This is a genomic window from Streptomyces sp. DT2A-34 (genome assembly GCF_030499515.1).
Taxonomy (GTDB): Bacteria; Actinomycetota; Actinomycetes; order Streptomycetales; family Streptomycetaceae; genus Streptomyces.
In genome coordinates, this window is record NZ_JASTWJ010000001.1 from 8,240,044 (window position 1) to 8,264,609 (window position 24,566).

General features: G+C 68.2%; 18 protein-coding genes and 1 pseudogene. 15 read left to right on the forward strand and 4 right to left on the reverse strand.

The window, feature by feature from the left end:
* Positions 1-236 precede the first annotated feature (236 nt).
* From metH to QQM39_RS36835, 4 genes and pseudogenes are all read left to right on the forward strand, one after another.
* Positions 237-3,754, forward strand: a pseudogene (gene metH / locus QQM39_RS36820) (methionine synthase).
* 127 nt (positions 3,755-3,881) lie between these two features.
* Complete coding sequence (locus QQM39_RS36825) at positions 3,882-4,577, forward strand: HAD family phosphatase (RefSeq protein WP_302001923.1); 696 nt, start codon at positions 3,882-3,884, stop codon at positions 4,575-4,577.
* A gap of 424 nt (positions 4,578-5,001) precedes the next feature.
* The gene (locus QQM39_RS36830; protein ID WP_302001924.1) at positions 5,002-6,606 is read left to right on the forward strand and encodes an ABC transporter substrate-binding protein; all 1,605 of its coding nucleotides are present in this window, start codon (positions 5,002-5,004) and stop codon (positions 6,604-6,606) included.
* 99 nt (positions 6,607-6,705) lie between these two features.
* The gene (locus QQM39_RS36835; RefSeq protein ID WP_302001925.1) at positions 6,706-8,286 is read left to right on the forward strand and encodes an ABC transporter substrate-binding protein; all 1,581 of its coding nucleotides are present in this window, start codon (positions 6,706-6,708) and stop codon (positions 8,284-8,286) included.
* A 92-nt stretch (positions 8,287-8,378) separates the two neighbouring features.
* On the opposite strand, the gene QQM39_RS36840 is transcribed toward QQM39_RS36835, so the two are convergent.
* Positions 8,379-9,050, reverse strand: coding sequence for a response regulator transcription factor (locus QQM39_RS36840; protein ID WP_302001926.1), 672 nt, complete (start codon positions 9,048-9,050; stop codon positions 8,379-8,381).
* 14 nt (positions 9,051-9,064) lie between these two features.
* Positions 9,065-10,168 (reverse strand): RecB family exonuclease, encoded by a 1,104-nt coding sequence (locus QQM39_RS36845; RefSeq protein ID WP_302001927.1) that lies wholly within the window; start codon positions 10,166-10,168, stop codon positions 9,065-9,067.
* Positions 10,169-10,342: 174 nt separating this feature from the next.
* Here QQM39_RS36845 and QQM39_RS36850 point away from each other — a divergent pair, with 174 nt between their 5' ends.
* From QQM39_RS36850 to QQM39_RS36860, 3 genes are all read left to right on the forward strand, one after another.
* Complete coding sequence (locus tag QQM39_RS36850) at positions 10,343-12,001, forward strand: site-2 protease family protein (protein ID WP_302001928.1); 1,659 nt, start codon at positions 10,343-10,345, stop codon at positions 11,999-12,001.
* Positions 12,002-12,056: 55 nt separating this feature from the next.
* Positions 12,057-12,959, forward strand: a complete 903-nt coding sequence (locus QQM39_RS36855) for a tRNA (adenine-N1)-methyltransferase (RefSeq protein ID WP_302001929.1) — start codon at positions 12,057-12,059, stop codon at positions 12,957-12,959.
* 263 nt (positions 12,960-13,222) lie between these two features.
* Positions 13,223-13,801, forward strand: a complete 579-nt coding sequence (locus QQM39_RS36860) for a hypothetical protein (RefSeq protein WP_302001930.1) — start codon at positions 13,223-13,225, stop codon at positions 13,799-13,801.
* Between the two features lie 58 nt (positions 13,802-13,859).
* Here the strand turns inward: QQM39_RS36860 and QQM39_RS36865 are convergent, their stop codons facing one another.
* On the reverse strand, positions 13,860-14,165 hold the full coding sequence (locus QQM39_RS36865; protein ID WP_302001931.1) for a ferredoxin: 306 nt from the start codon (positions 14,163-14,165) through the stop codon (positions 13,860-13,862).
* Between the two features lie 245 nt (positions 14,166-14,410).
* Here QQM39_RS36865 and arc point away from each other — a divergent pair, with 245 nt between their 5' ends.
* The 6 genes from arc (at position 14,411) to prcA (ending at position 20,614) form a co-directional block, all read left to right on the forward strand.
* On the forward strand, positions 14,411-16,177 hold the full coding sequence (gene arc / locus QQM39_RS36870; RefSeq protein ID WP_302001932.1) for a proteasome ATPase: 1,767 nt from the start codon (positions 14,411-14,413) through the stop codon (positions 16,175-16,177).
* Positions 16,178-16,422: 245 nt separating this feature from the next.
* Entirely contained in the window at positions 16,423-17,934 is a 1,512-nt protein-coding gene (dop, locus tag QQM39_RS36875; RefSeq protein ID WP_367669506.1) for a depupylase/deamidase Dop, read from the forward strand.
* Between the two features lie 198 nt (positions 17,935-18,132).
* Complete coding sequence (locus QQM39_RS36880; RefSeq protein ID WP_019757212.1) at positions 18,133-18,351, forward strand: ubiquitin-like protein Pup; 219 nt, start codon at positions 18,133-18,135, stop codon at positions 18,349-18,351.
* A gap of 377 nt (positions 18,352-18,728) precedes the next feature.
* Positions 18,729-18,986 carry an endonuclease VII domain-containing protein gene (locus QQM39_RS46335; protein ID WP_367669509.1) on the forward strand — a complete coding sequence of 86 codons (258 nt, stop codon included), beginning with the start codon at positions 18,729-18,731 and terminating at the stop codon, positions 18,984-18,986.
* Positions 18,938-19,783 carry a proteasome subunit beta gene (gene prcB, locus QQM39_RS36890; protein ID WP_302001933.1) on the forward strand — a complete coding sequence of 282 codons (846 nt, stop codon included), beginning with the start codon at positions 18,938-18,940 and terminating at the stop codon, positions 19,781-19,783. Before QQM39_RS46335 ends, prcB begins: the two co-directional genes overlap by 49 nt.
* A 60-nt stretch (positions 19,784-19,843) precedes the next feature.
* Positions 19,844-20,614, forward strand: coding sequence for a proteasome subunit alpha (gene prcA / locus QQM39_RS36895; protein WP_302001934.1), 771 nt, complete (start codon positions 19,844-19,846; stop codon positions 20,612-20,614).
* Positions 20,615-20,713: 99 nt separating this feature from the next.
* On the opposite strand, the gene QQM39_RS36900 is transcribed toward prcA, so the two are convergent.
* Complete coding sequence (locus tag QQM39_RS36900; protein WP_302001935.1) at positions 20,714-21,730, reverse strand: LacI family DNA-binding transcriptional regulator; 1,017 nt, start codon at positions 21,728-21,730, stop codon at positions 20,714-20,716.
* 153 nt (positions 21,731-21,883) lie between these two features.
* On the opposite strand from QQM39_RS36900, the gene QQM39_RS36905 reads away from it, so the two are divergent.
* Positions 21,884-23,143: an MFS transporter gene (locus tag QQM39_RS36905; protein WP_302001936.1), complete on the forward strand. Its 1,260-nt coding sequence runs from the start codon at positions 21,884-21,886 to the stop codon at positions 23,141-23,143.
* A gap of 9 nt (positions 23,144-23,152) precedes the next feature.
* Positions 23,153-24,514, forward strand: a complete 1,362-nt coding sequence (gene pafA / locus QQM39_RS36910; protein ID WP_028801611.1) for a Pup--protein ligase — start codon at positions 23,153-23,155, stop codon at positions 24,512-24,514.
* Positions 24,515-24,566 lie beyond the last annotated feature (52 nt).

Here is a 24,566-nt window from a genome sequence, read left to right on the forward strand (position 1 = left end):
GCAATGTCGAACACTACTAGTCGATGCCGACCTCCCGCTAATGGTCGGTCGCCATCCGGCCGCTTCTGTTGCGCCACCCGTATCCGGGAATCGGCCCGGCCGTCATCCTCGTCCCGCCCCGTGGACGCCCTGACCATTCGGCGGCGGTCCCGGCTACCCTTGCGGCGTGCGCCCCCTGCGGACGGACCCGTAGAGGGCGCAAAGCCGACAGCCGTCGCATTCCAGGGAGCCCTTTCATGGCCTCGTTGCCACCGACCCCTTCCGCCGACAGCCGGACCCGTGTGTCCGCTCTCCGTGAGGCGCTCGCCACCCGTGTGGTGGTCGCCGACGGAGCGATGGGCACCATGTTGCAGGCCCAGGACCCCACCCTTGAGGACTTCGAGAACCTTGAGGGCTGCAACGAGATCCTCAACCTCACCCGGCCCGACATCGTCCGATCCGTCCATGAGGCCTACTTCGAAGCGGGCGTGGACTGCGTCGAGACCAACACATTCGGCGCCAACCACTCGGCCATGGCCGAGTACGACATCGCCGACCGGGTCTACGAGCTGTCCGAGGCGGGCGCCCGTATCGCCCGCGAGGCGGCCGACGCTTTCGGCTCCCGCGACGGCCGCCAGCGGTGGGTGCTCGGATCGATCGGACCCGGTACGAAGCTGCCGACCCTCGGCCACATCGGCTACGGCACCCTGCGCGACGGCTTCCAGGCGAACGCCGAGGGCCTGCTCGCCGGCGGCGCGGACGCCCTGATCGTGGAGACCACGCAGGACCTCCTGCAGACGAAGTCGTCGATCCTGGGCGCCCGGCGCGCCATGGAGGCGACCGGCACCGAGGTCCCGCTGCTGGTCTCGATGGCCTTCGAGACGACCGGCACCATGCTGCTCGGCTCCGAGATCGGCGCCGCGCTGACCGCGCTGGAGCCCCTCGGCATCGACATGATCGGCCTGAACTGCTCGACCGGTCCGGCCGAGATGAGCGAGCACCTGCGCTACCTGGCCCGGCACTCCCGCACCCCGCTACTGTGCATGCCCAACGCCGGTCTGCCGATCCTCACCAAGGACGGCGCCCACTTCCCGCTCGACCCCGAGGGCCTGGCCGACGCCCAGGAGACCTTCGTACGGGACTACGGGCTGAATCTCATCGGCGGCTGCTGCGGCACGACCCCCGAGCACCTGCGGCAGCTCGTGGAGCGCGTCCGGGAAGCCACGCCCGGGGAGCGCCGGCCGCAGCCCGAACCCGGCGCCGCCTCCCTCTACCAGACGGTCCCCTTCCGCCAGGACACCTCCTACCTGGCCATCGGCGAGCGCACCAACGCCAACGGCTCGAAGAAGTTCCGCGAGGCCATGCTGGCCGCCCGCTGGGACGACTGCGTCGAGATGGCCCGCGAGCAGATCCGCGAGGGCGCGCACATGCTCGACCTGTGCGTGGACTACGTCGGCCGCGACGGCGTCGCCGACATGGAGGAGCTGGCCGGCCGCTTCGCCACCGCCTCCACCCTGCCGATCGTCCTCGACTCCACCGAGGTCGAGGTCATCCGGGCCGGCCTGGAGAAGCTCGGCGGACGCGCGGTCATCAACTCCGTCAACTACGAGGACGGCGACGGCCCCGAGTCCCGCTTCGCCAAGGTCACCCGGCTCGCCCAGGAGCACGGCGCCGCGCTGATCGCGCTGACCATCGACGAGGAGGGCCAGGCCCGCACCCCCGAGAAGAAGGTCGAGATCGCCGAGCGGCTGATCGAGGACCTGACGGCCAACTGGGGCATCCACGAGTCGGACATCCTCATCGACACCCTGACCTTCACCATCTGTACCGGCCAGGAGGAGTCCCGGGGGACGGCATCGCCACCATCGAGGCGATCCGCGAACTCAAGCGCCGCCACCCGGACGTCCAGACCACTCTCGGCCTGTCCAACATCTCCTTCGGCCTCAACCCGGCCGCCCGCATCCTACTCAACTCCGTCTTCCTCGACGAGTGCGTCAAGGCGGGCCTGGACTCGGCCATCGTCCACGCGTCGAAGATCCTGCCGATCGCCCGCTTCAGCGAGGAAGAGGTGCAGACCGCCCTCGACCTGATCTACGACCGCCGCGCAGAGGGCTACGACCCGCTGCAGAAGCTGATGGCCCTGTTCGAGGGCGCCACCACGAAGTCCCTGAAGGCCGGCAGGGCCGAGGAACTCGCCGCCCTCCCGCTGGAGGAGCGCCTCAAGCGCCGCATCATCGACGGCGAGCGCAACGGCCTGGAGGCCGACCTCGACGACGCCCTTCAGGAGCGCCCCGCCCTCGACATCGTCAACGAGACCCTCCTGGACGGCATGAAGGTCGTCGGCGAACTGTTCGGCTCCGGCCAGATGCAGCTGCCGTTCGTCCTCCAGTCCGCCGAGGTGATGAAGGCCGCCGTCGCCCACCTCGAACCGCACATGGAGAAGTCCGACGCCGAGGGCAAGGGCACCATCGTGCTGGCCACGGTGCGCGGCGACGTGCACGACATCGGCAAGAACCTGGTGGACATCATCCTGTCCAACAACGGCTACAACGTGGTCAACCTGGGCATCAAGCAGCCCGTCTCGGCGATCCTGGAGGCCGCCGAGGAGCACCGGGCCGACGTCATCGGCATGTCCGGGCTGCTGGTGAAGTCCACGGTGATCATGAAGGAGAACCTGGAGGAGCTCAACCAGCGAGGCCTGGCGGCGAATTACCCGGTCATCCTCGGCGGCGCCGCCCTCACGCGCGCGTACGTCGAACAGGACCTGCACGAGATCTACGAGGGCGAAGTCCGCTACGCCCGCGACGCGTTCGAGGGCCTGCGCCTGATGGACGCCCTGATCGGCGTCAAGCGGGGCGTGCCCGGCGCGAAGCTCCCCGAGCTCAAGCAGCGCCGGGTCAGGAGCACCGCAGCCACGGCCGTACTCGAGGAGCGTCCCGAGGAAGGCCACGTCCGCTCCGACGTCGCCACCGACAACCCGGTCCCCGCACCGCCGTTCTGGGGCACCCGCGTCATCAAGGGCATCCAGCTCAAGGAGTACGCCTCCTGGCTCGACGAGGGCGCCCTCTTCAAGGGCCAGTGGGGCCTGAAGGAGGCCCGCACCGGAGACGGCCCGTCGTACCAGGAACTCGTCGAGACCGAGGGCCGCCCGCGCCTGCGCGGCCTGCTCGACAGGCTCCAGACGGACAACCTCCTCGAAGCGGCCGTGGTCTACGGCTACTTCCCGTGCGTCTCCAAGGACGACGACCTGATCCTCCTGGACGAGCACGGCAACGAACGCACCCGGTTCACCTTCCCGCGCCAGCGCCGCGGCCGCCGCCTGTGCCTGGCCGACTTCTTCCGCCCGCAGGAGTCGGGCGAGACGGACGTCGTGGGCCTCCAGGTGGTCACCGTCGGCTCGCGGATCGGCGAGGAGACGGCCCGGATGTTCGAGGCGAACGCCTACCGCGACTACCTCGAACTGCACGGCCTGTCCGTACAGCTGGCCGAGGCGCTCGCCGAGTACTGGCACGCGCGCGTGCGCTCCGAGCTGGGCTTCGCCGGTGAGGACCCGGCCGACATCGAGGACATGTTCGCGCTGAAGTACCGGGGCGCCCGCTTCTCGCTGGGCTACGGCGCCTGCCCGAACCTGGAGGACCGGTCCAAGATCGCCGACCTGCTCCAGCCGGAGCGCATCGGCGTCCACCTCTCCGAGGAGTTCCAGCTGCACCCCGAGCAGTCCACGGACGCGATCGTCATCCACCACCCCGAGGCGAAGTACTTCAACGCCCGCTGAGACCGCTCCGCGCGCCGATCGATCAAACCAGGCGTTCCGGCCGCGGGAGTCGTACACTGGTCGGTCCACCGCAGGCCGGTTCCCTTCGTGGGAACCGGCCTGATCGCCCCTTCAAGGAGGTACGTGGATGACCAGCACGGTCCCCGCACCAGGAACCCGTACGGCCGAGGGCTCAGCCCTGCAGGCCGTGCTGCTCGACATGGACGGAACCTTGGTGGACACCGAGGGCTTCTGGTGGGACGTCGAGGTCGAGATCTTCGCCGGCCTCGGTCACATGCTCGACGACACCTGGCGCCATGTCGTCGTCGGCGGCCCCATGAGCCGCAGCGCAGGATTCCTGATCGAGGCCACCGGCGCCGACATCTCCCTCGCCGAGCTCACCGTGCTGCTGAACCAGGGCTTCGAGGACCGCATCGACCGCGCCCTGCCGCTGATGCCGGGGGCCGCCCGGCTGCTGGCCGAGCTGGCCGCGTTCGAGATCCCCACCGCCCTGGTCTCCGCCTCGCACCGGCGCATCATCGACCGGGTGCTCACCTCGCTCGGCCCTCAGCACTTCGCGCTGACCGTCGCCGGCGACGAGGTGCCGCGCACCAAGCCGCACCCGGACCCGTACCTGCTCGCGGCGGCCGGACTGGGCGTCGACCCGGCCCGATGCGCGGTGGTCGAGGACACGGCGACCGGCGTCGCGGCGGCCGAGGCCGCGGGCTGCCATGTGGTGGCCGTGCCGTCCGTGGCCCCGATCACCCCGGCCACCCGGCGCACCGTGGTGACCTCCCTCGAAGAGGTCGATCTGGCATTTCTGCGCGGGCTGATGGCGGCCTGACAACAGAAATAGATACGGCGTTCACCCAGCGTGCAACATCGATAGCGCGGGAATTCCACGAAGGAATTCGAATGGAGCCCGATGGCTGAATTCCAGTGGGCGCCAAGACTGTTCAGTTTGTGACGTTCGCCACTCGTGAAGGGGGTGACGGGCGCCCTGCCGCGTGCCGCACGCCCTCCATCGGGGGCTTCGAGCGCACCCTTGTGTCCCGATTGATGGACCGGTGCACGAATCCTTCCGGTGAAAGGTTCTCGGTGCGTCCGCGACCGGTTCCACAGCGTGATGGAGTCCCAACTCCGGTGGCGGCGAACCCTCCTGCGGGCGCGGACTAACCTCGTCGCGAGAACATCGCACTTCCCCCGTGATCCGCCGCACCACCCCTGCATGCCGGGTACACGGAGTCGACAGCTGGAGAAACCCGAGCATGAACCGCAAAACTTTGGTGCTGCCGGCCGTCATCGGCCTGCTCGCGCCGGTTCTCGCCGCCTGTGGCGGAACCGACAGCGGCAGTGACGGCGGCGGCGCGATCGTCGTCGGCACCACGGACGCGTTCACTGCCTCGAAGGAGGCTCCCGCCCCGCTCGACCCCGCCTACGCCTACGACGTCGGCACCTGGAACATCCTGCGCCAGACCGTGCAGACCCTGATGATCCAGCCGCGCGGCGAGGGCGACCCGGTGCCCGAAGCCGCCCAGAGCTGCGGCTTCACCGACAGCGGCAACGAACGCTACGCCTGCACCCTGCGCGAGGGCCTGAAGTTCGCGAACGGCGACCCCGTCACCGCGGAAGACGTGAAGTACTCCATCGACCGCGCCCGCTCCCTCAAGGCCGACAGCGGCGTCTTCGCGCTGCTGTCCACCATCGACACCGTCGAGACCCAGGGCGACCGCGAGGTGATCTTCCACCTCAAGACCGCCGACGCCACCTTCCCGTTCAAGCTGTCCACCCCGGTCGCCGGCATCGTCGACCCGGACATCTACGCCAAGGACAAGCTGCGCGACGGCTTCGAGGTCGACGGCTCCGGCCCCTACACCCTCAAGGCCGAGGTCAAGAACGACGAACTGGTCTCCGCCGTGTTCACCAAGAACCCCGATTACAAGGGGAGTCTGAAGGTGAACAACGGCAAGGTCGAACTGCGCAACTTCGCGAACGCCGACGAGATGGGCACCGCCCTCGCCAAGGGCGACCTCGACCTGATGACCCGCACCATGTCGCCCGAGCAGATCCAGAAGCTGTCGGCCGACTCCGACGACAGCGTCGACCTCGTCGACATGTCCGGTCTGGAAATCCGCTACCTGGCCTTCAACACCAACGACCCGGCCGTACGCGGCAAGGCCGTCCGCCAGGCGATGGCCCAGATCATCGACCGCGGCGAACTCGTCTCCAAGGTCTACGGCTCCCAGGCCCAACCGCTGTACTCGCTGGTCCCCGCCAGCATCACCGGCCACTCCAACGCGTTCTTCAACAAGTACGGCGACCCGAGCGTGAGCACGGCCAAGTCGCTGCTGGAGAAGGCGGGCATCACGACCCCGGTGAAGCTGACCCTGCACTACACCACCGACCACTACGGCTCGGCCACCAAGAAGGAGTTCGAGCTGCTGCAGAAGCAGCTCAACGACAGCGGCCTGTTCGACGCCGACATCCAGGGCACCCCCTGGGCGACGTTCCGCCCCGCCGAGCAGAAGGGCGAGTACGAGGTCTACGGCATGGGCTGGTTCCCGGACTTCCCGGACGCCGACAACTACCTCGCCCCGTTCCTCGACAAGGACAACTTCCTCGGCTCGCCGTACGCCAACAGCACGATCCGCAACACCCTCATCCCGGAGTCCCGCCGCGCGGCCGACCGACTGTCCGCCTCCAGCAGCCTGACGGACATTCAGGACATCGTCGCCAATGACGTGCCCGTCCTGCCGCTGTGGCAGGGCAGGCAGTACGTCGCCGCGGGCGACGACGTCACCGGTACGGCGTATGCGCTCAACTCCTCCTCGACCCTTCAGCTGTGGGAGCTCGGCCGTGGCGTGAGCGGCTGACGTCTCCCGTGCCCGGCGCCCACGACCAGGGCGCGGGATCAGGCCCGGGCAGCAGCATGCGGCTCGGGCTTCTCACAACCGACGACAAGGCACTCGTACGTGAACATGCGTAACCAGTGGCCGGTCCTGCCCGTCGTGGCAGGGCTGGCCTCCGGCCTGCTGACCGGCTGCGGAACCGAAACGGGGGACACCGGGGGGACCGGAACCTCGGTGGTCATGGGGATGTCCGACGACGTCCTGGCCACCGACCCCGCCTCCGGCTACGACCCCGGCTCCTGGCTGTTGTTCAACAACGTCTTCCAGTCGCTGCTCAGCTTCCCCAAGGGCGCCACCGAACCGCAGCCCGAGGCCGCCGAGCAGTGCTCCTTCTCCGACACCGAGGCCAAGGTCTACAAGTGCACACTGCGGGACGGGCTGAAGTTCAGCAACGGTGACGCCCTCACCTCCGAGGACGTCAAGTTCTCCTTCGACCGCATGCTGAAGATCAACGACCCCGACGGCCCCGCGGTCATGTTCCCCACCCTCGACAAGGTCGAGACACCGGACGACGAGACCGTCGTCTTCCGGCTCAACACACCCGACGCCACCTTCCCCAGCAAGATCGCCTCCGGTGCCGGCTCCATCGTCGACGAGCAGCAGTACGACGCGGACGGCCTGCGCAAGGACGGCGACGCGGTCGGCTCCGGCCCGTACAAGCTGGACACGTTCGACGGCGACGAAGCGGTCTTCTCCGTCAACGAGAACTACAAGGGCACCGCCGAGGTGCAGAACTCCGGTGTCACGCTGAAGTTCTTCCACGGCGACCAGGACGCCCTGAAGAAGGCCCTCCTCGCGGACGAGGTCGACATCGCCTACCGAGGCCTCACCGCGGGCGGCATCGCCGACATCGAGAAGTCCGGCGGCGACTCCGGAGTCGAGGTCGTCGAGGGCAGCAGCGCCGAGGTCCAGCACCTGGTCTTCAACATGGACGACCCGGTCGCCGGAAAGCTCGGCGTCCGCAAGGCCATCGCCTACCTCATCGACCGCGACGCCCTCATCAAGGACGTCTACCAGGGCACGGCGAGCCCGCTGTACTCGATCATCCCGGCCGGTATCGGCGGCCACAACACGGCCTTCTTCGACACCTACGGCGCCCGCCCCTCCAAGGCCAAGGCCGCCGCTGCGCTGCAGGACGACGGCATCACCGGCAAGGTCAAGCTGACCCTGTGGTCCACCCCGTCGCGCTACGGCCCCGCCACCGACCAGGAGTTGAAGGCGATCGCGCAGCAGCTCAACGACAGCGGCCTGTTCGACGCCGACGTACAGTCCGTCGCCTTCGACCAGTACGAGAAGGACGTAGCCGCCGGCAAGTACGGCGTCTACGTGAAGGGCTGGATCCCGGACTACCCGGACGCCGACAACTTCACGGCCCCCTTCTTCGGCAAGGGCAACGTGCTGAGCAACAACTACAGCAACCGCTCGATCACCGGCACGCTCATCCCGCGCACCGCCGCCGAGAGCGACCGCTCCGCGACCGACGACGAGTTCGACCAGCTCCAGGACATCGTGGCCAAGGAACTCCCCGTCCTCCCGATCTGGCAGGCCAAGCAGTACGCGGTCGTCCACGACGACGTCTACGGCCTGGAGTACTGCCTCGACGCCTCCACCGTCTTCCGCTTCTGGGAGCTCAGCAAGGCCTGACGGACGGCCGTGACCGCCGTACACGCACAGAGGGCGCCCCTTCTCGAGAAAGGTCTCGAGAAGGGGCGCCCTCTTCGCCGTAACGCGAGCTCCTACTGGGCGCCGGGGCGCACCAGCCCGCTCTCGTACGCGTACACCGCGGCCTGTACCCGGTCACGCAGACCCAGCTTGGTGAGCACATGGCCGACGTGTGTCTTCACGGTGGTCTCGCTGACGAACAGATCGGCGGCGATCTCCGCGTTGGACAGGCCCCGCGCCACCAGCTTCAGCACCTCCACCTCGCGGTCGGTGAGCGTGTGCAGGGTGTCCGGCACCGGCTCGTCGCCCGACGGGAGATGCGTGGCGTACTTGTCGAGCAGCCGACGCGTGATGCTCGGCGCCAGCATCGCCTCACCACCGGCGACCACACGGATCGCCTGCACCAGCTCATTGGCCGGGGCATCCTTCAGCAGGAAGCCGCTGGCCCCCGCCTTCAACGCCTCCACCACGTACTCGTCGAGATCGAAGGTGGTCAGCACCAGCACCTTCGCCGGGCCGTCCCGCCCGGGCCCGGTGATCTGCCGGGTCGCCTCGACACCGTCCATCCGTGGCATACGGATGTCCATCAGAACCACGTCGGGCTGCAGGGCCCGCACCTGATCGAGAGCTTGGAGGCCGTCACCGGCCTCGCCCACGACCGCGAGGTCCTGCTCCGCTTCCAGGATCATCCGGAAGCCGGTACGCAGCAGCGGCTGGTCGTCGACCAGTAGGACGCGGATGGCCACGTAAGTCTCCTTCGCTAGTCCGGCCCCATTCTGCCCTGCGGGCCGCCACCGGACTCGCCCGCCCTGACCGGCAACGACTGCGTCGCCCGGGGGGCACCCCCCGGACCCCCGGCCGAACCCGGCTCGGCCACTGTCACCGGCAACGGATACGGCGGGGGAGTGCCGCCGAATTCCGGGCAGTGGGCCTGGTGGTCGCACCAGCCGCACAACTTGGTCGGCCGGGGACGCCAGTCACCGCTCTCCGTCGCCTGCCGGATCGCTTCCCACAACGCGAGCAGCTTGCGCTCCACCCGCTCCAGATCGGCCAGGACCGGGTCGTACGTCAGCACATCACCGCTGCCCAGGTAGACGAGCTGAAGCCGGCGCGGAATCACCTGCTTCAGCCGCCACACCACGAGCGCGTAGAACTTCATCTGGAACAGCGCACCCTCGGCGTACTCGGGCCGGGGAGCCTTGCCGGTCTTGTAGTCGACGATCCGCACCTCACCCGTGGCCGCCACATCGACACGGTCGATGATCCCGCGCAACCGCAGCCCCGAGTCCAGCTCGGCCTCGACGAACAGCTCACGCTCGGCAGGCTCCAGCCGCGTCGGATCCTCCAGGCTGAACCAGCGCTCCACGAGCTGCTCCGCCTCACCGAGCCACCTCGCCAGCCGCTCCCCCTCGGGATCGTCCTCGAACAGCTCCACCACCTCCGGCCTGCTCTCGCGCAGCCGGTCCCACTGGCCCGGGACGAGGGACTTGGCACGCGGGGCGGTCCGCTCGGCGGCCGGAGCGTCGAAGAGCCGCTCCAGCACCGCGTGCACAAGGGTCCCCTTGGTCGCCGCCGCGCTCGGCTTCTCGGGCAGCCGGTCGATCACCCGGAACCGGTAGAGCAGCGGGCACTGCATGAAGTCACTGGCACGGGACGGCGACAGCGAGGCCGGCGGTATGGCCGGGCGCGCGGCCACACCGACCGCAGGGGCCGCGCCCTCACCCGCATCGACCGTCGCCACCACACTGTCCGCCCGCGCCGGGGACGCTTCCGCCCCCGCTGGGTCCCCGTCCGCCACGGCCCCTGTCACGGGCGCGACGTCACTGCCGCAGTCCGCCGCGGCACCCTCCGTGCTCGTCTCCATGCCCACAGACCTTACGGCCCGCCACTGACAGTGACCCAGCCGCCGCTGTCACACCCGCGGCGGCAGGGGAAACTGAGGGGTGCCGGGGCGAAGGGCGTCACCACGGCCGCATACCATCGACCCGAGACCCATCCGCCCGGCAGGCGCGGAAGACGCTTCGAACGAGGGGACACCGTGGACGAGAGCGGCGGGAGCGGGCAGCCGCGGTCCGGCACCGGCGAGTCGACCGAGCGCCGAGCAGACCGTATGACCCCGGCCACCGACCCCACACGCCCCGACCCGTCCCCGAACACGGAACAGCCCTCGGACACACAGCCCTTGGACACCGACCGCGACAACGCCGAGCACGAAGCCACCCGGCCGCCGCTCGGCGCCGAGAACCGCCCGCAGGACGAGACCCCGGGGCGCTCACGAGACGCGGACGCCCCGAGCGGCGAGGGCGACAGCGAGAACGGCGACAGCGAGAGCAGCGGGAACGGCGGCAACGCCGACGGCGACGACGCACTTGACCGGACCACGGAGCACACCGCCCCCGCCCCCAGCGGCTCCGCCGACCCCCGCACCCCAGACGATCACCAAGCCGACCCCCCGAGCGCGAACGAGAACGACAGCCGCAGCGCCACCCGTCCACCGGCCCCGGCCCCCGACGCGGGAAAGACCCGCCCGCCCCAGCGCCCCAAGGAACCCCGAGGCGGCCTGCTCATGGGACGGCCCTTCGGCGTGCCCGTCTACGTCGCCCCCAGCTGGTTCCTCGTCGCCGCCCTCATCACCTGGGTGTTCGGCGGACAGCTTGACCGGGTGCTGCCCGAACTCGGCGCCGCCCGCTATCTCGTCTCCCTCTTCTTCGCCGTCGCCTTCTACGCCTCCGTCCTCGTCCACGAACTCGCCCACACCGTCGCCGCCCTCCGCTTCAAACTCCCCGTCCGCCGGATCCAGCTGCAGTTCTTCGGCGGCGTCTCCGAGATCGAGAAGGAAGCCGAGACACCGGGACGCGAGTTCGTGCTCGCCTTCGTCGGCCCGCTGCTCTCCCTCGTCCTCGCCGGCGTCTTCTACGCCGCCATGCAGACCGTCGAACCCGGCACCGTCCCCGGCGTCCTGCTGGCCGGCCTCATGGTCTCCAACCTCATCGTCGCCGCCTTCAACCTGCTCCCCGGCCTGCCCCTCGACGGCGGCCGCATGCTCCGCGCCATCGTCTGGAAGATCACCGGCAAGCCGATGGCCGGCACCATCGCCGCCGCCTGGATCGGCCGCGCCCTCGCCGTCGCCGTCCTCGTCGGGCTCCCCCTGCTCACCCAGTCCGGCGCCCTCGGCTCCGACGCCGTCGACAACGTCGGCATGGACACCGTCATGGACGCCCTGCTCGCCGCCATCCTCGCCGCGATCATCTGGACCGGCGCCGGCAACAGCCTGCGCATGGCCCGCCTGCGCGAACACCTCCCCGAACTGCGCGCCCGCACCCTCACCCGCCGCGCCGTCCCCGTCGAGACCGACACCCCCCTCTCCGAGGCCCTGCGCCGCGCCAACGCCGCCGGCGCCCGCGCCCTCGTCGTCGTCGACGCCGACGGCCACCCCCTCTCCCTCGTCCGCGAGGCCGCCATCGCCGGCGTACCCGAACACCGCCGCCCCTGGGTCGCCGTCAGCAGCCTCGCCCAGGACCTGACCGACGGCATGCGCGTCTCCGCCGAGCTGGCCGGAGAGGAACTCCTCGACGCCCTGCGCGCGACCCCGGCCACCGAGTACCTCGTCGTCGAGGAGACGGGCGAGATCTACGGCGTCCTGTCCGCGGCGGACGTGGAGCGCGCCTTCGTGAAGGCCATGGCCCGCCCCAGCTGAAGACCGGCACACACGCGTGGTCGGCGACCCCCCGAAACGCCGGTAGGCTGTTCACATGTCCGAACCGACCGGTGCCGCCCGCAGGCGCGGGCCCTTCAAGGTCGGGGACCAGGTACAGCTGACCGACCCCAAGGGCCGCCACTACACGTTCACGCTCGAGGCCGGGAAGAACTTCCACACCCACAAGGGTTCCTTCCCGCACGACGAACTGATCGGCGCTCCCGAGGGCAGCGTTGTCCGCACCACCGGGAACGTCGCCTACCTCGCGCTGCGCCCCCTGCTCCCCGACTACGTCCTGTCCATGCCCCGCGGGGCAGCCGTCGTCTACCCGAAGGACGCGGGACAGATCCTCGCCTTCGCCGACATCTTCCCCGGCGCCCGCGTCGTCGAGGCCGGCGTCGGCTCCGGCTCGCTCAGCAGCTTCCTGCTGCGCGCCATCGGCGACCAGGGCATGCTGCACTCCTACGAGCGCCGCGAAGACTTCGCCGACATCGCCCGGCAGAACGTGGAGCGCTACTTCGGCGGCCCCCACCCCGCCTGGCAGCTCACCGTCGGCGACCTCCAGGACAACCTGAGCGACACCGACGTCGACCGCGTCATCCTCGACATGCTCGCCCCCTGGGAGTGCCTGGAAGCCGTCTCCAAGGCGCTCGTCCCCGGCGGCATCGTCTGCTGCTACGTCGCCACCACCACCCAGCTCGCCCGGACCGTCGAGTCCATCCGCGAGATCGGCTGCTTCAACGAGCCGACCGCCTGGGAGACGATGATCCGCAACTGGCACATCGAGGGCCTCGCCGTCCGCCCCGACCACCGCATGATCGGCCACACCGGCTTCCTGCTCACCGCCCGCCGCCTCGCCGACGGCGTCGAGCCCCCCATGCGCCGCCGCCGCCCCGCCAAGGGCGCCTACGGCGAGGACTACGAAGGCCCCAACGCCGACGGAGGCGCCGGCCGCTGAGACGGCCCCATGCCGCATCCAACGTACAAGCGCTGTGGCCGAGTTCCCGGAACACCCCCGGAACTCGACCACAGCGCCTTTGCGTTGCCGCACCACCAACAGCCGACAATCCGAACGTCGCACGACACCCGCACGCCCCCTCCGCACCCCCAACCACCGGCCATCCGGCACCGGAACTCCACACCCCGACGTTCCCCCCGACTGTGACGTGTGGCACCATTCTGGCCACCCCACCGGCACAGCCCTCACAGGAGACGCTCCTAGTGCAGCAATCCGCCGTCCCGGAACTGGCACACACCCACACCCGGCCGATCCACTGGCTCGCCACCGCCACAGCCCTCGCCGGTGTCGTAGCGCTCTCCTCGGTCCTGCAACCCAACTCGGCGACGGCGGCCCAGACAGCCGGACCGGAAGCGAGGAACGCCCCCGCGGCCACCACACCCCCCGACCCCACGAGCGTCGACTTCCCGCTCGAATGCGGGCCGGTGAAGGCCGTCGTGGTCAAGAAGGCCACAGGAGACCTGGACGGTGACGGCAGCCCCGAAACCGTGGCCGTCGTCCACTGCGACTCACCCATGGGCACCCCGCCCGACGGCCTCTACGTCCTCACCCGGGCCACCGAAACCGCCACGCCCCGCCTCATCGCGACCCTCATCAACCCGAAGGACAACATCACCGTCAGTGACGTCGCCGTCAGTGACGGAGCCGTCGTCACCGACCTGCTCGGCTACTCGTCAACCGACGTACCGCGCTGCTGCCCCGACGTGAAGAAGAGCGCGAAGTGGCAGTGGAAGAACGGCGCGTTCGTCCGCTCGACACCCGCCGGCGCCCACAGTGTCTGACCCATGCCACCGGCACGTGTGAGAAATCAGACAGTCGTAACACCCCGTATATGCAAGGTCACTCGGCGTCCGGACCGTACACCTCGACCTTGTCCGAAACGCGACGCACATGGATGCAGTCACCCGGACACTCCTTCGCCGAGTCCACCACATCCGTGAGAAGCGGCAACGGCACAGGCGTTGTGGCCCCCTTGGCCTGCAACAGCTCGTCCTCACCGCTCTTCACATAGGCCAGACCGTCGATGTCCAGCTCGAACACCTCGGGCGCGTACTGGGCGCAGATGCCGTCACCAGTACAGAGATCCTGGTCGATCCAGACCTCCAGCGCCTCACTGTCGACCCCGGCCGCCTGCTCCACGCTCATCTCTCCTGCCGTTTGCTACGCCGAGCCGCACGGGAATCCGGCCAGCTCTGACGGGTGTTGAACGCTTCGACCCTACCTCCGGCGGCTTTCCAATCATGTTCGGTGGGTATTCCCCTGGCGTGAGGGAGAGCGCAAGGGTGAAGATCGGACACACCTCGACAGTCTTTGTGATCTAGGGGTTTCAATCGACACCCACCCAGGTAGGGTCTGGAAGCGTCCAGCTCCCCTTGGAGGAGGTGAGGACCGTGGCAGCCCACGACGACGACATGAACCGCGGCATCCGCCCGGGACGCGGGTCCGACGACCCGGCCGGGCAGATTGCCTACCTTGAGCAGGAGATCGCCGTCCTGCGACGCAAGCTCGCCGACTCTCCGCGACACACGAGGATTCTCGAAGAGCGGATCGTCGAGCTGCAGACCAACCTGGCCGGCGTCTCCGCACAGAACGAGCGACTTGCCAACACGCTCCGTGAGGCCCGCGACCAGATCGTGGCCCTCAAGGAAGAAGTCGACCGGCTCGCACAGCCACCGGCCGGCTTCGGTGTCTTCCTGCAAGCCAACGACGACGGCACCGCCGACATCTTCACCGGAGGTCGCAAACTCCGCGTGAACGTCAGCCCGAGCGTCGAACTCGACGACCTCAGGCGCGGCCAGGAGCTGATGCTCAACGAAGCACTCAACGTGGTCGAAGCCATGGAGTACGAGAGCGTCGGCGACATCGTCACCCTCAAGGAGATCCTCGAGGACGGCGAACGCGCCCTCGTGGTCGGGCACACCGACGAGGAACGGGTGGTACGGCTCGCCGAGCCGCTGCTGGACGTCACCATCCGCCCCGGCGACGCCCTCCTGCTCGAACCCCGCTCCGGCTACGTCTACGAGGTCGTGCCGAAGAGCGAGGTCGAGGAACTCGTCCTCGAAGAAGTACCCGACATCGGCTACGAGCAGATCGGCGGCCTGGGCAACCAGATCGAAATGATCCGCGACGCAGTCGAGCTCCCGTACCTCTACCCCGACCTGTTCAAGGAGCACGAACTGCGCCCACCCAAGGGCGTCCTCCTGTACGGGCCCCCCGGATGCGGCAAGACACTCATCGCCAAGGCCGTCGCCAACTCGCTGGCCAAAAAGGTCGCCGAAGTCACCGGCCAAGCCCAGGGCAAGAGCTTCTTCCTCAACATCAAGGGCCCCGAGCTCCTCAACAAATACGTCGGCGAAACCGAACGACAGATCCGCCTCGTCTTCCAGCGAGCCCGCGAAAAGGCCAGCGAGGGCACACCCGTCATCGTCTTCTTCGACGAGATGGAATCTCTCTTCCGCACCCGCGGATCCGGCGTCAGCTCGGACGTGGAAAACACCATCGTCCCCCAGCTGCTCGCCGAGATCGACGGCGTGGAAGGCCTGCAGAACGTGGTCGTCATCGGCGCCTCCAACCGCGAGGACATGATCGACCCCGCCATCCTGCGCCCCGGCCGCCTCGACGTGAAAATCAAGATCGAGCGGCCCGACGCCGAAGCCGCCAAGGACATCTTCGGCAAGTACCTCACCGAGCGCCTCCCCCTCCACCCCGAGGACGTCGGCGAGCACAGCGGTGACAAGTCGACGACGGTCCAGAGCATGATCCAGACCGCCGTCGAGCAAATGTACGCAGAATCCGAGGAAAACCGCTTCCTGGAAGTCACCTACGCCAACGGCGACAAGGAAGTCCTCTACTTCAAGGACTTCAACTCCGGCGCCATGATCGAAAACATCGTGGGCCGCGCCAAGAAAATGGCGATCAAGGACTTCCTCGAACACAACCAAAAGGGCCTCCGCGTCGCCCACCTCCTCCAGGCATGCGTGGACGAGTTCAAGGAGAACGAGGACCTGCCCAACACCACCAACCCGGACGACTGGGCCCGAATCTCCGGAAAGAAGGGCGAACGGATCGTCTACATCCGCACCCTCATCACCGGAAAGCAGGGCGCAGACACCGGACGCTCCATCGACACGGTGGCAAACACCGGTCAGTACCTGTAAAAGGCAGGGCGGCTGCGGGTGCCCTCACCGGGTACCCGCAGCCCACTGCTTTCCAGGCCACGACCGGAACACGAGGCGTGCAAGGCAATGACGCAAATGATCTCCCCACCAGCGCAGAGGCGCTCTAGGCTCTTCCATACCGCCGAGTCGCGCAGTGCGGGGACGGGCACCGCACACGCAACCGAGCGCCAGCGGTATCTGCGCGACGCCCACGACCGAGGGCGCCGCCGGGCAAGGAGGGCCGCATGACCGTACGGCGAGTAATGGGCATCGAGACGGAGTACGGGATCTCCGTCCCCGGCCACCCCAACGCCAATGCCATGCTCACCTCATCCCAGATCGTCAACGCCTACGCGGCGGCGATGCACCGGGCCCGACGAGCCCGCTGGGACTTCGAGGAGGAGAACCCGCTGCGCGACGCGCGAGGCTTCGACCTCGCCCGCGAGGCCGCCGACTCCAGCCAGCTCACCGACGAGGACATCGGCCTCGCCAACGTCATCCTCACCAACGGCGCGCGGCTCTACGTCGACCACGCACACCCCGAATACAGCGCACCCGAGGTCACCAACCCGCGCGACGCCGTCCTGTGGGACAAGGCCGGCGAACGCATCATGGCCGAAGCCGCCGAACGCGCCGCCCAGCTCCCCGGCGCCCAGCCCATCCACCTCTACAAGAACAACACCGACAACAAGGGCGCCTCCTACGGCACGCACGAGAACTACCTGATGAAGCGGGAAACCCCCTTCTCCGACATCGTGCGCCACCTCACGCCCTTCTTCGTCTCCCGCCAGGTCGTCACCGGAGCAGGCCGCGTCGGAATCGGTCAGGACGGCCACGAACACGGCTTCCAGCTCAGCCAGCGGGCCGACTACTTCGAGGTCGAGGTCGGGCTGGAGACCACTCTCAAGCGCCCGATCATCAACACCCGAGACGAGCCCCACGCCGACGCCGAGAAATACCGCCGCCTGCACGTGATCATCGGCGACGCCAACCTCTCCGAGATCTCGACGTACCTGAAACTGGGCACGACAGCCCTGGTCCTGTCGATGATCGAGGACAGCTTCATCGCGGTCGACCTGGCCGTCGACCAGCCCGTACGCACACTCCACCAGGTCTCGCACGACCCGTCCCTCAAGCGCCTGATCACGCTGCGTAGTGGCCGTACCCTGACGGCGGTCCAGCTCCAGATGGAGTACTACGAGCTCTCGCGCAAATACGTCGAGGAGCGCTTCGGTGCGGACGCGGACGAGCAGACCAAGGACGTCCTGTCCCGTTGGGAAGACACCCTGAACCGCCTGGAACGGGATCCGATGAGCCTGGCCGGCGAACTGGACTGGGTGGCCAAGCGAGAGCTCATGGAGGGCTACCGCCGCCGCGACGACCTCGACTGGGACGCCGCCCGCCTCCACCTCGTCGACCTCCAGTACGCCGACGTACGCCCCGAGAAGGGCCTCTACAACCGCCTGGCGGCCCGCGGCCGCATGAAGCGCCTGCTGGACGAGACAGACGTCGAGAGGGCCAAGGCCAAGCCGCCGGAGGACACACGCGCGTACTTCCGCGGACGCTGCCTGGAGCAGTACGCCGACGACGTCGCCGCGGCCTCCTGGGACTCGGTGATCTTCGACCTGCCCGGCCGGGACTCCCTCCAGCGCGTTCCAACCCTCGAACCGCTTCGCGGAACGCGAAATCACGTCAAGGAGCTCCTGGACCGCTGCCGCACCGCGGAAGACCTGGTCAGGGTCCTGTCAGGCAACTGAGGGTACTCGGGCGGTATCGATCGGACGTCCGCTGGGCAGGGTGGAAAACCCGGCGTCCGGGAATCATCGAGATGGCCCCCGTACGTTGGAGAAACTGCGGGGCCGATGTCAGACCCGGCTTGTAGGGTCTGATCATCACCGATCGGCAGGAAAGCCGACCTGTCGACCATGTCGGGCGAACTGAGCGGGGTGAGGGATATGGCAACCAAGGACACCGGCGGCGGACAGCAGAAGGCCACACGTTCCACTGAGGAGGTCGAGGAGCAGGCGGCGGAGACGCAGGCTTCTGAGGATCTCAAGGAGCGGCAAGAGAAGTTGTCGGATGACGTGGACTCCGTCCTTGACGAGATTGACGACGTCTTGGAGGAGAATGCCGAGGACTTCGTGCGCTCATTCGTTCAAAAGGGTGGACAGTAGGCCACTTTTCCCTTCGATTTGAAGGTGAACGGGGTGGAGTGGTGGTCGGCGAGTCGGAGATGAAGCGCTGCGTGCGGTGCGGCGAGTCCAAGCCGCGCGCAGCCTTCGGGTCCAAGCGCACGAACCTCGCCGGTTTGCAGCACCGTTGTCGTGATTGCGCTGCCGAGTCCGATCGGAAGCGGCAGCAGGCCATGGGTAGGACAGTCCCTGTTCGTGGGTCCGTCCCGGAGGGTTACAAGCACTGTCAAGGGTGCGGAGAGAGCAAGCCGCACTCGGACTGGCATCGGAAGGCCTCGGCCCCAGACGGGTTGGCGTCGCGTTGCAGGGCCTGTCGCGCCGTCGAAAACCATGCGGATCACCTGAGGCGTGAATACGGCATGACCGCAGCCGAGCGTGATCAGATGGTCGCCGTTCAACGGGGGCTCTGCGTGATCTGTCTCAAGGCCCCGGCCGTTCATGTGGATCACTGCCACAAGACGGGTAGGGTCCGTGGCGTACTGTGCTTCAACTGCAATTCCGGCCTCGGCCTGTTGAGGGATGACCCCGACGTGATCAACCGAGCTGCCGACTACCTGGAAGGAAACGCGTGGAAGCCAACACTCGTAGCACCGGGCGTCTACCAGCTGCCTTCCTGACGCCTGGGTCGTCCTCGTTCATGGACTTTCTCTCGGAGCACCAGCCGGAGATGCTGCCCGGCAACCGTCAACTCCCGCCCACCCAGGGTGTGATCGAGGCGCCGCATGGCACGACCATCGTCGCCACGACGTTCCCGGGGGGCGTGGTGCTCGCCGGTGACCGTCGCGCCACGATGGGCAACGTCATCGCCCAGCGTGACATCGAGAAGGTCTTCCCGGCGGACGAGTACTCGGCCGTCGGTATCGCCGGTACCGCCGGTCTGGCCGTCGAGATGGTCAAGCTCTTCCAGTTGGAGCTGGAGCACTTCGAGAAGGTCGAGGGTGCGCAGCTGTCGCTGGAGGGTAAGGCGAACCGGCTGTCGACCATGATCCGGTCGAACCTGGGGATGGCGATGCAGGGGCTGGCGGTCGTGCCGCTCTTCGCGGGGTACGACGTCGACCGGGGGAAGGGGCGGATCTTCTCCTATGACGTGACCGGTGGTCGTTCCGAGGAGCAGGGTTACGCCGCGACCGGTTCGGGGTCGATCTTCGCGCGTGGCGCCATGAAGAAGCTCTACCGTGGCGACCTGAACGAGGCCGAGGCCACGACGCTCGTGGTGCAGGCCCTGTATGACGCGGCTGACGACGACTCGGCGACCGGTGGTCCCGATGTCGCCCGCCGGATCTACCCGATCGTCACCGTGATCACCGAGGACGGTTTCCGCCGGCTCGGCGATGAGGAGTCGTCCGAGATCGCCCGTTCCATTCTGGAGCGGCGTCTGGAGCAGCCCGACGGCCCGCGGGCCGCGCTGCTGTAGGCGGCGGGTCGGTCTTATCAAGGTGATCCTGTGACTTCGACAGAAAGGGACGGATAACCGGTGTCGACGCCGTTCTATGTCTCACCCCAGCAGGCCATGGCCGATCGGGCGGAGTACGCCCGCAAGGGCATCGCCCGTGGCCGCAGCCTGGTCGTGCTGCAGTATGCCGATGGCATTGTCTTCGTCGGCGAGAACCCGTCCCGCGCGCTGCACAAGTTCAGCGAGATCTATGACCGGATCGGCTTCGCGGCGGCCGGTAAGTACAACGAGTACGAGAATCTGCGGATCGGCGGTGTGCGGTATGCCGATCTTCGTGGTTACACCTATGACCGTGATGACGTGACCGCTCGTGGTCTGGCCAACGTCTATGCCCAGACGTTGGGCACGATCTTCTCTTCCGCGGCGGAGAAGCCGTATGAGGTGGAGTTGGTCGTTGCCGAGGTGGGTGAGACGCCGGAGGGTGACCAGATCTATCGGCTGCCGCATGACGGCTCGATCGTGGACGAGCACGGCTCGGTCGCGGTCGGCGGTAATGCCGAGTTGATCAGTAATTATCTGGATCAGCGTCATCAGGACGGTATGAGTCTGGCCGAGGCTCTGAAGCTGGCGGTCCAGGCGCTGTCGCGTGAGTCGAACGGCACTCAGCGGGAGATTCCCGCGGAGCGGCTGGAGGTCGCGGTGCTGGACCGTACGCGTCCGCAGTCGCGGAAGTTCAAGCGCATCGTCGGTCGTCAGCTGGCTCGGCTGTTGGAGGTGGGCGGAGCGTCCACCGAGGCCGAGAGTGCGGACGGTGCGGAGGATTCCGAGGAGTCCGGCGGTTCCGAGGAGTAGCGCCGATCTCACCCGGTGACCTCGCTCGCCGACTTCGCTTCGCCCGTACTGTGCCCCGGCCGCCTGCTCGGCCGGGGCACAGGGCGTTGATAGTGGCGTTCAGGGCGTGCTGGGTGGCGCTGTGGAGGCCCGTACGACGAGCTGGACCGGGATGTCGCCGGCGTCGGGCTCGCGGCCTTCCAGGACCGCCAGGAGGGCTTGCATGCCGCGTTCTCCGAAGAGTTCGGCGTCCAGTCGTACGGTGGTGAGTTCCGGGTCGATGGCGGTGGCGAGGGCGAGGTCGTCGAGGCCGGTGACGGAGATGTCGTCGGGGATGCGCAGGCCGAGGCGGCGTGCGGCCTTGTAGGCGCCGGCGGCGAGTTTGTCGTCGTCGCAGATGATCGCGGTGGGGCGGGGGCCCTTGGCGGAGAGTGCGGTTTCGGCTGCGGTGCGGGCGCCTTCGATGGAGATGGGCGCGCGGATCGTGAGCAGGGACGTGCCGGGGACCTCGCCGATGCGTGCGGCGAGTTCGCGCGCGCGTACGTCGAAGGTCCAGGAGGGCACGTCGGCGGCGAGGTGCAGGATGCGGCGGTGGCCGAGGGTGAGCAGGTGTTCGGTGACTTGGCGGATGCCGTCGGTGATGTCGAGGTTGACGGTGGCGGCGCCGAGGCTGCCTTTGGGGTCGCTGTCCAGCATGACGAGGGGGAGCTGGTCGCCGCGGATGGCGGTGAGGGCGTCGGCGGCCATGGAGGAGGCGATGACGCCGTCGAGGGCGGCTTGGGCGGAGGCGAAGGGGTCGCGGGCGGGGCCGATGCCTTCGGGGGAGGGGTAGAGGACGACGCCGAAGCCGTTCTGGGCGGCGATGCGGGCGGCGCCGGTGTAGACGCCGGCGAAGAACTCGGTCGTGAGGGCGGGGACGACGAGGAGGACGGTTCGGGTGTGGCCGAGGCGGAGGTTGCGGGCGGCGAGGTTGGGTCGGTAGCCGAGGTCGCGGGCGGCCGTGCGGACGCGTTCGGCTGTGGTCTCGGAGACGCGTCCGCGCCATTTGTCGCCGAGTACGAGGGAGACCGCGGCTTGGGAGACGCCTGCGGCCTGGGCGACGTCTCGGCTGGTGGGGCGGGTGCTGCCGTGTGCCACCGTTCGCCTGCTTCCCTTCTCGTGGTCGTTGGCCTGTGGGCGGTTCGGCCCGGTGGCTCGCTGTTGTCGTCTGGACTCGTGAACAGCGCTCATGGTACGTATGACGACGGACGTTATACGTAAAACTTGAGCCAGCGGAGGGCGGCGCGGCTGATGACCGGCGCATACGTGGAGATCCTCAGGGCGAGGCATGCCGCCCGGCTGCTGGCCGGCACGCTCACGGGGCGGCTGCCGAACGCCGTCGCCGCGATCGCGATCGTGTTGTTCGTGCGGGAGGAGGGCGGCTCGTACAGCCTGGCCGGCGGTCTGGCGGCCGTGTACGGGGTGGCGAACGCCGTGGGGCAGCCGGTGCTGGGCCGGCTGGTGGACCTGTACGGCCAGCCGCGGGTGCAGCTGCCCGCGGCGGTCGCCTCGGCCTTGGCGATGGCCGGGTTCGCCTTCGTGGGGATCGGACCGCTGCCGCTCGCGTACGCCGCGGTCGCGGCCGCCGGGCTGTTCACGCCGCCTCTGGAGGGTGGTCTGCGGGCGCTGTGGTCGTCGGTCCTCCACAGGGAGGATCAGGTGCACACGGCGTATGCCATGGACGCGGTGGCGCAGGAAGTCATGTTCACCGCCGGACCGTTGCTGCTGACGCTGGGCGCGTCGGTGTGGTCGGCGCAGGTGGCGCTGCTTCTGCTGAACGTGGTCGGGGTGCTGGGTGCTCTCTCGGTGGTCGTGTCGCCGCCTTCGCGCGCGTGGCGTTCGGAACCGCGTGAGGCGCACTGGCTGGGGGCGTTGCGTTCACGGGGGCTGCTCGCGTTGCTTGCCTCGTTCCTGTTCATCGGGATGGCGCTCGGTTCGATCGCGGTGGCGGCCGTCTCGTACGCGGACGACCATGGTGGTGACGCGGTGTACGGCTGGCTGATGGCGGGTGTCGGGCTGGGTGCGCTGATCGGTGGCGTGGTGTACGGGGCGCGGCAGTGGGGTGGTGAGCCGGCGCGGCGACTGCGGCTGCTGGTGGCGCTTCTGGCGGTGTGTTACCTGCCGCTGATGCTGATGCCGGGTGCGGTCGTGATGACGCTGCTGGCCGTGCTCGCGGGGGTGTTCCTCGCGCCGTGCATCGCCTGTGCGTTCGTGCTGGTCGACCGGCATGCGCCGCGCGGTACGGTCACCGAGGCGTTCTCCTGGCTGGTGACGACGTTCACGGTGGGCGCGTCGGTCGGAACGGGTGTGGCGGGGCCGGTCGTCGAGGCGGGCGGGGCTCTGTGGGGGTTTGCCGTGCCGAGTGCCGCTGGGGCCGTGTCGTTGCTGGTCCTGCTGGCCACGGGGCGGGTCCTCGCAGCTCCCGTGAGGGGTGCGGTGGTTGCGTCTTCATCGGAAAATGATCCAAACCGTGCCGTCGAACCCCGTTTCAGCTCGGGGGATCGGGCGTAATGTTCAGTCATGGACCGCCGCATTTTCGGGCTGGAGAACGAGTACGGCGTCACGTGCACGTTCAGGGGACAGCGCCGCCTGTCGCCTGACGAGGTGGCGCGGTACCTCTTCCGCCGTGTCGTGTCATGGGGCCGCAGCAGCAATGTCTTTCTGCGAAACGGCGCCCGCCTGTATCTCGACGTGGGTTCACATCCGGAATACGCGACACCCGAATGTGACAACGTGACCGAACTGGTCACCCACGACAAAGCAGGCGAGCGCATTCTCGAAGGACTCCTGGTGGACGCCGAACGACGCCTGCACGAGGAAGGAATCGCGGGCGACGTCTACCTCTTCAAGAACAACACCGACTCGGCGGGCAACTCCTACGGCTGTCACGAGAACTATCTGGTGGCACGCCATGGCGAGTTCTCCCGGCTCGCGGACATCCTCATCCCGTTTCTTGTCACGCGCCAGTTGCTGTGCGGTGCGGGCAAGGTGCTGCAGACTCCGCGTGGCGCGGTGTACTGCGTCAGTCAGCGGGCGGAGCACATCTGGGAGGGCGTCTCCTCGGCGACGACCCGTTCCCGGCCGATCATCAACACGCGCGACGAGCCGCACGCGGACGCCGAGCGCTACCGGCGCCTGCATGTCATCGTGGGCGACTCGAACATGTCCGAGACGACCATGCTGCTCAAGGTCGGCGCGACCGACCTGGTGCTGCGCATGATCGAGGCGGGCACGGTGATGCGCGACCTGACCCTGGAGAACCCGATCCGGGCGATCCGCGAGGTCAGCCATGACATCACGGGCCGCCGCAAGGTGCGTCTGGCCAGTGGCCGGGAGGCCTCCGCGCTGGAGGTGCAGCGCGAGTACTACGAGAAGGCCGTGGACTTCTGTGAGCGCCGGGGCATCCGCACCGGCACCGTCGAGCAGGTCCTGGAGCTGTGGGGCCGCACGCTGGACGCGATCGAGGCCGAGGACCTCGACCGGATCGGCACCGAGATCGACTGGGTCATGAAGTACAAGCTCATCGAGCGGTACCGGGCCAAGCACAACATGACCATGTCGCATCCGCGGGTGGCGCAGATAGACCTCGCCTACCACGACATCCACCGCCGTCGCGGCCTGTACTACCTGCTGGAGAAGAAGGGTCAAGCCGCGCGTATCTGCAACGACTTGAAGATCTTCGAGGGCAAGTCCGTTCCGCCGCAGACCACTCGGGCCCGGCTGCGCGGCGACTTCATCCGCAGGGCTCAGGAACAGCGCCGCGACTTCACCGTGGACTGGGTCCATCTCAAGCTCAATGACCAGGCGCAGCGCACGGTGTTGTGCAAGGACCCGTTCCGTTCGGTGGACGACCGGGTGGAGAAACTGATCGCCGGTATGTGAGCCGGTATGTGAGCATCGGGTTCCGGGTGGATTTCGGAACGCAACACGGGCG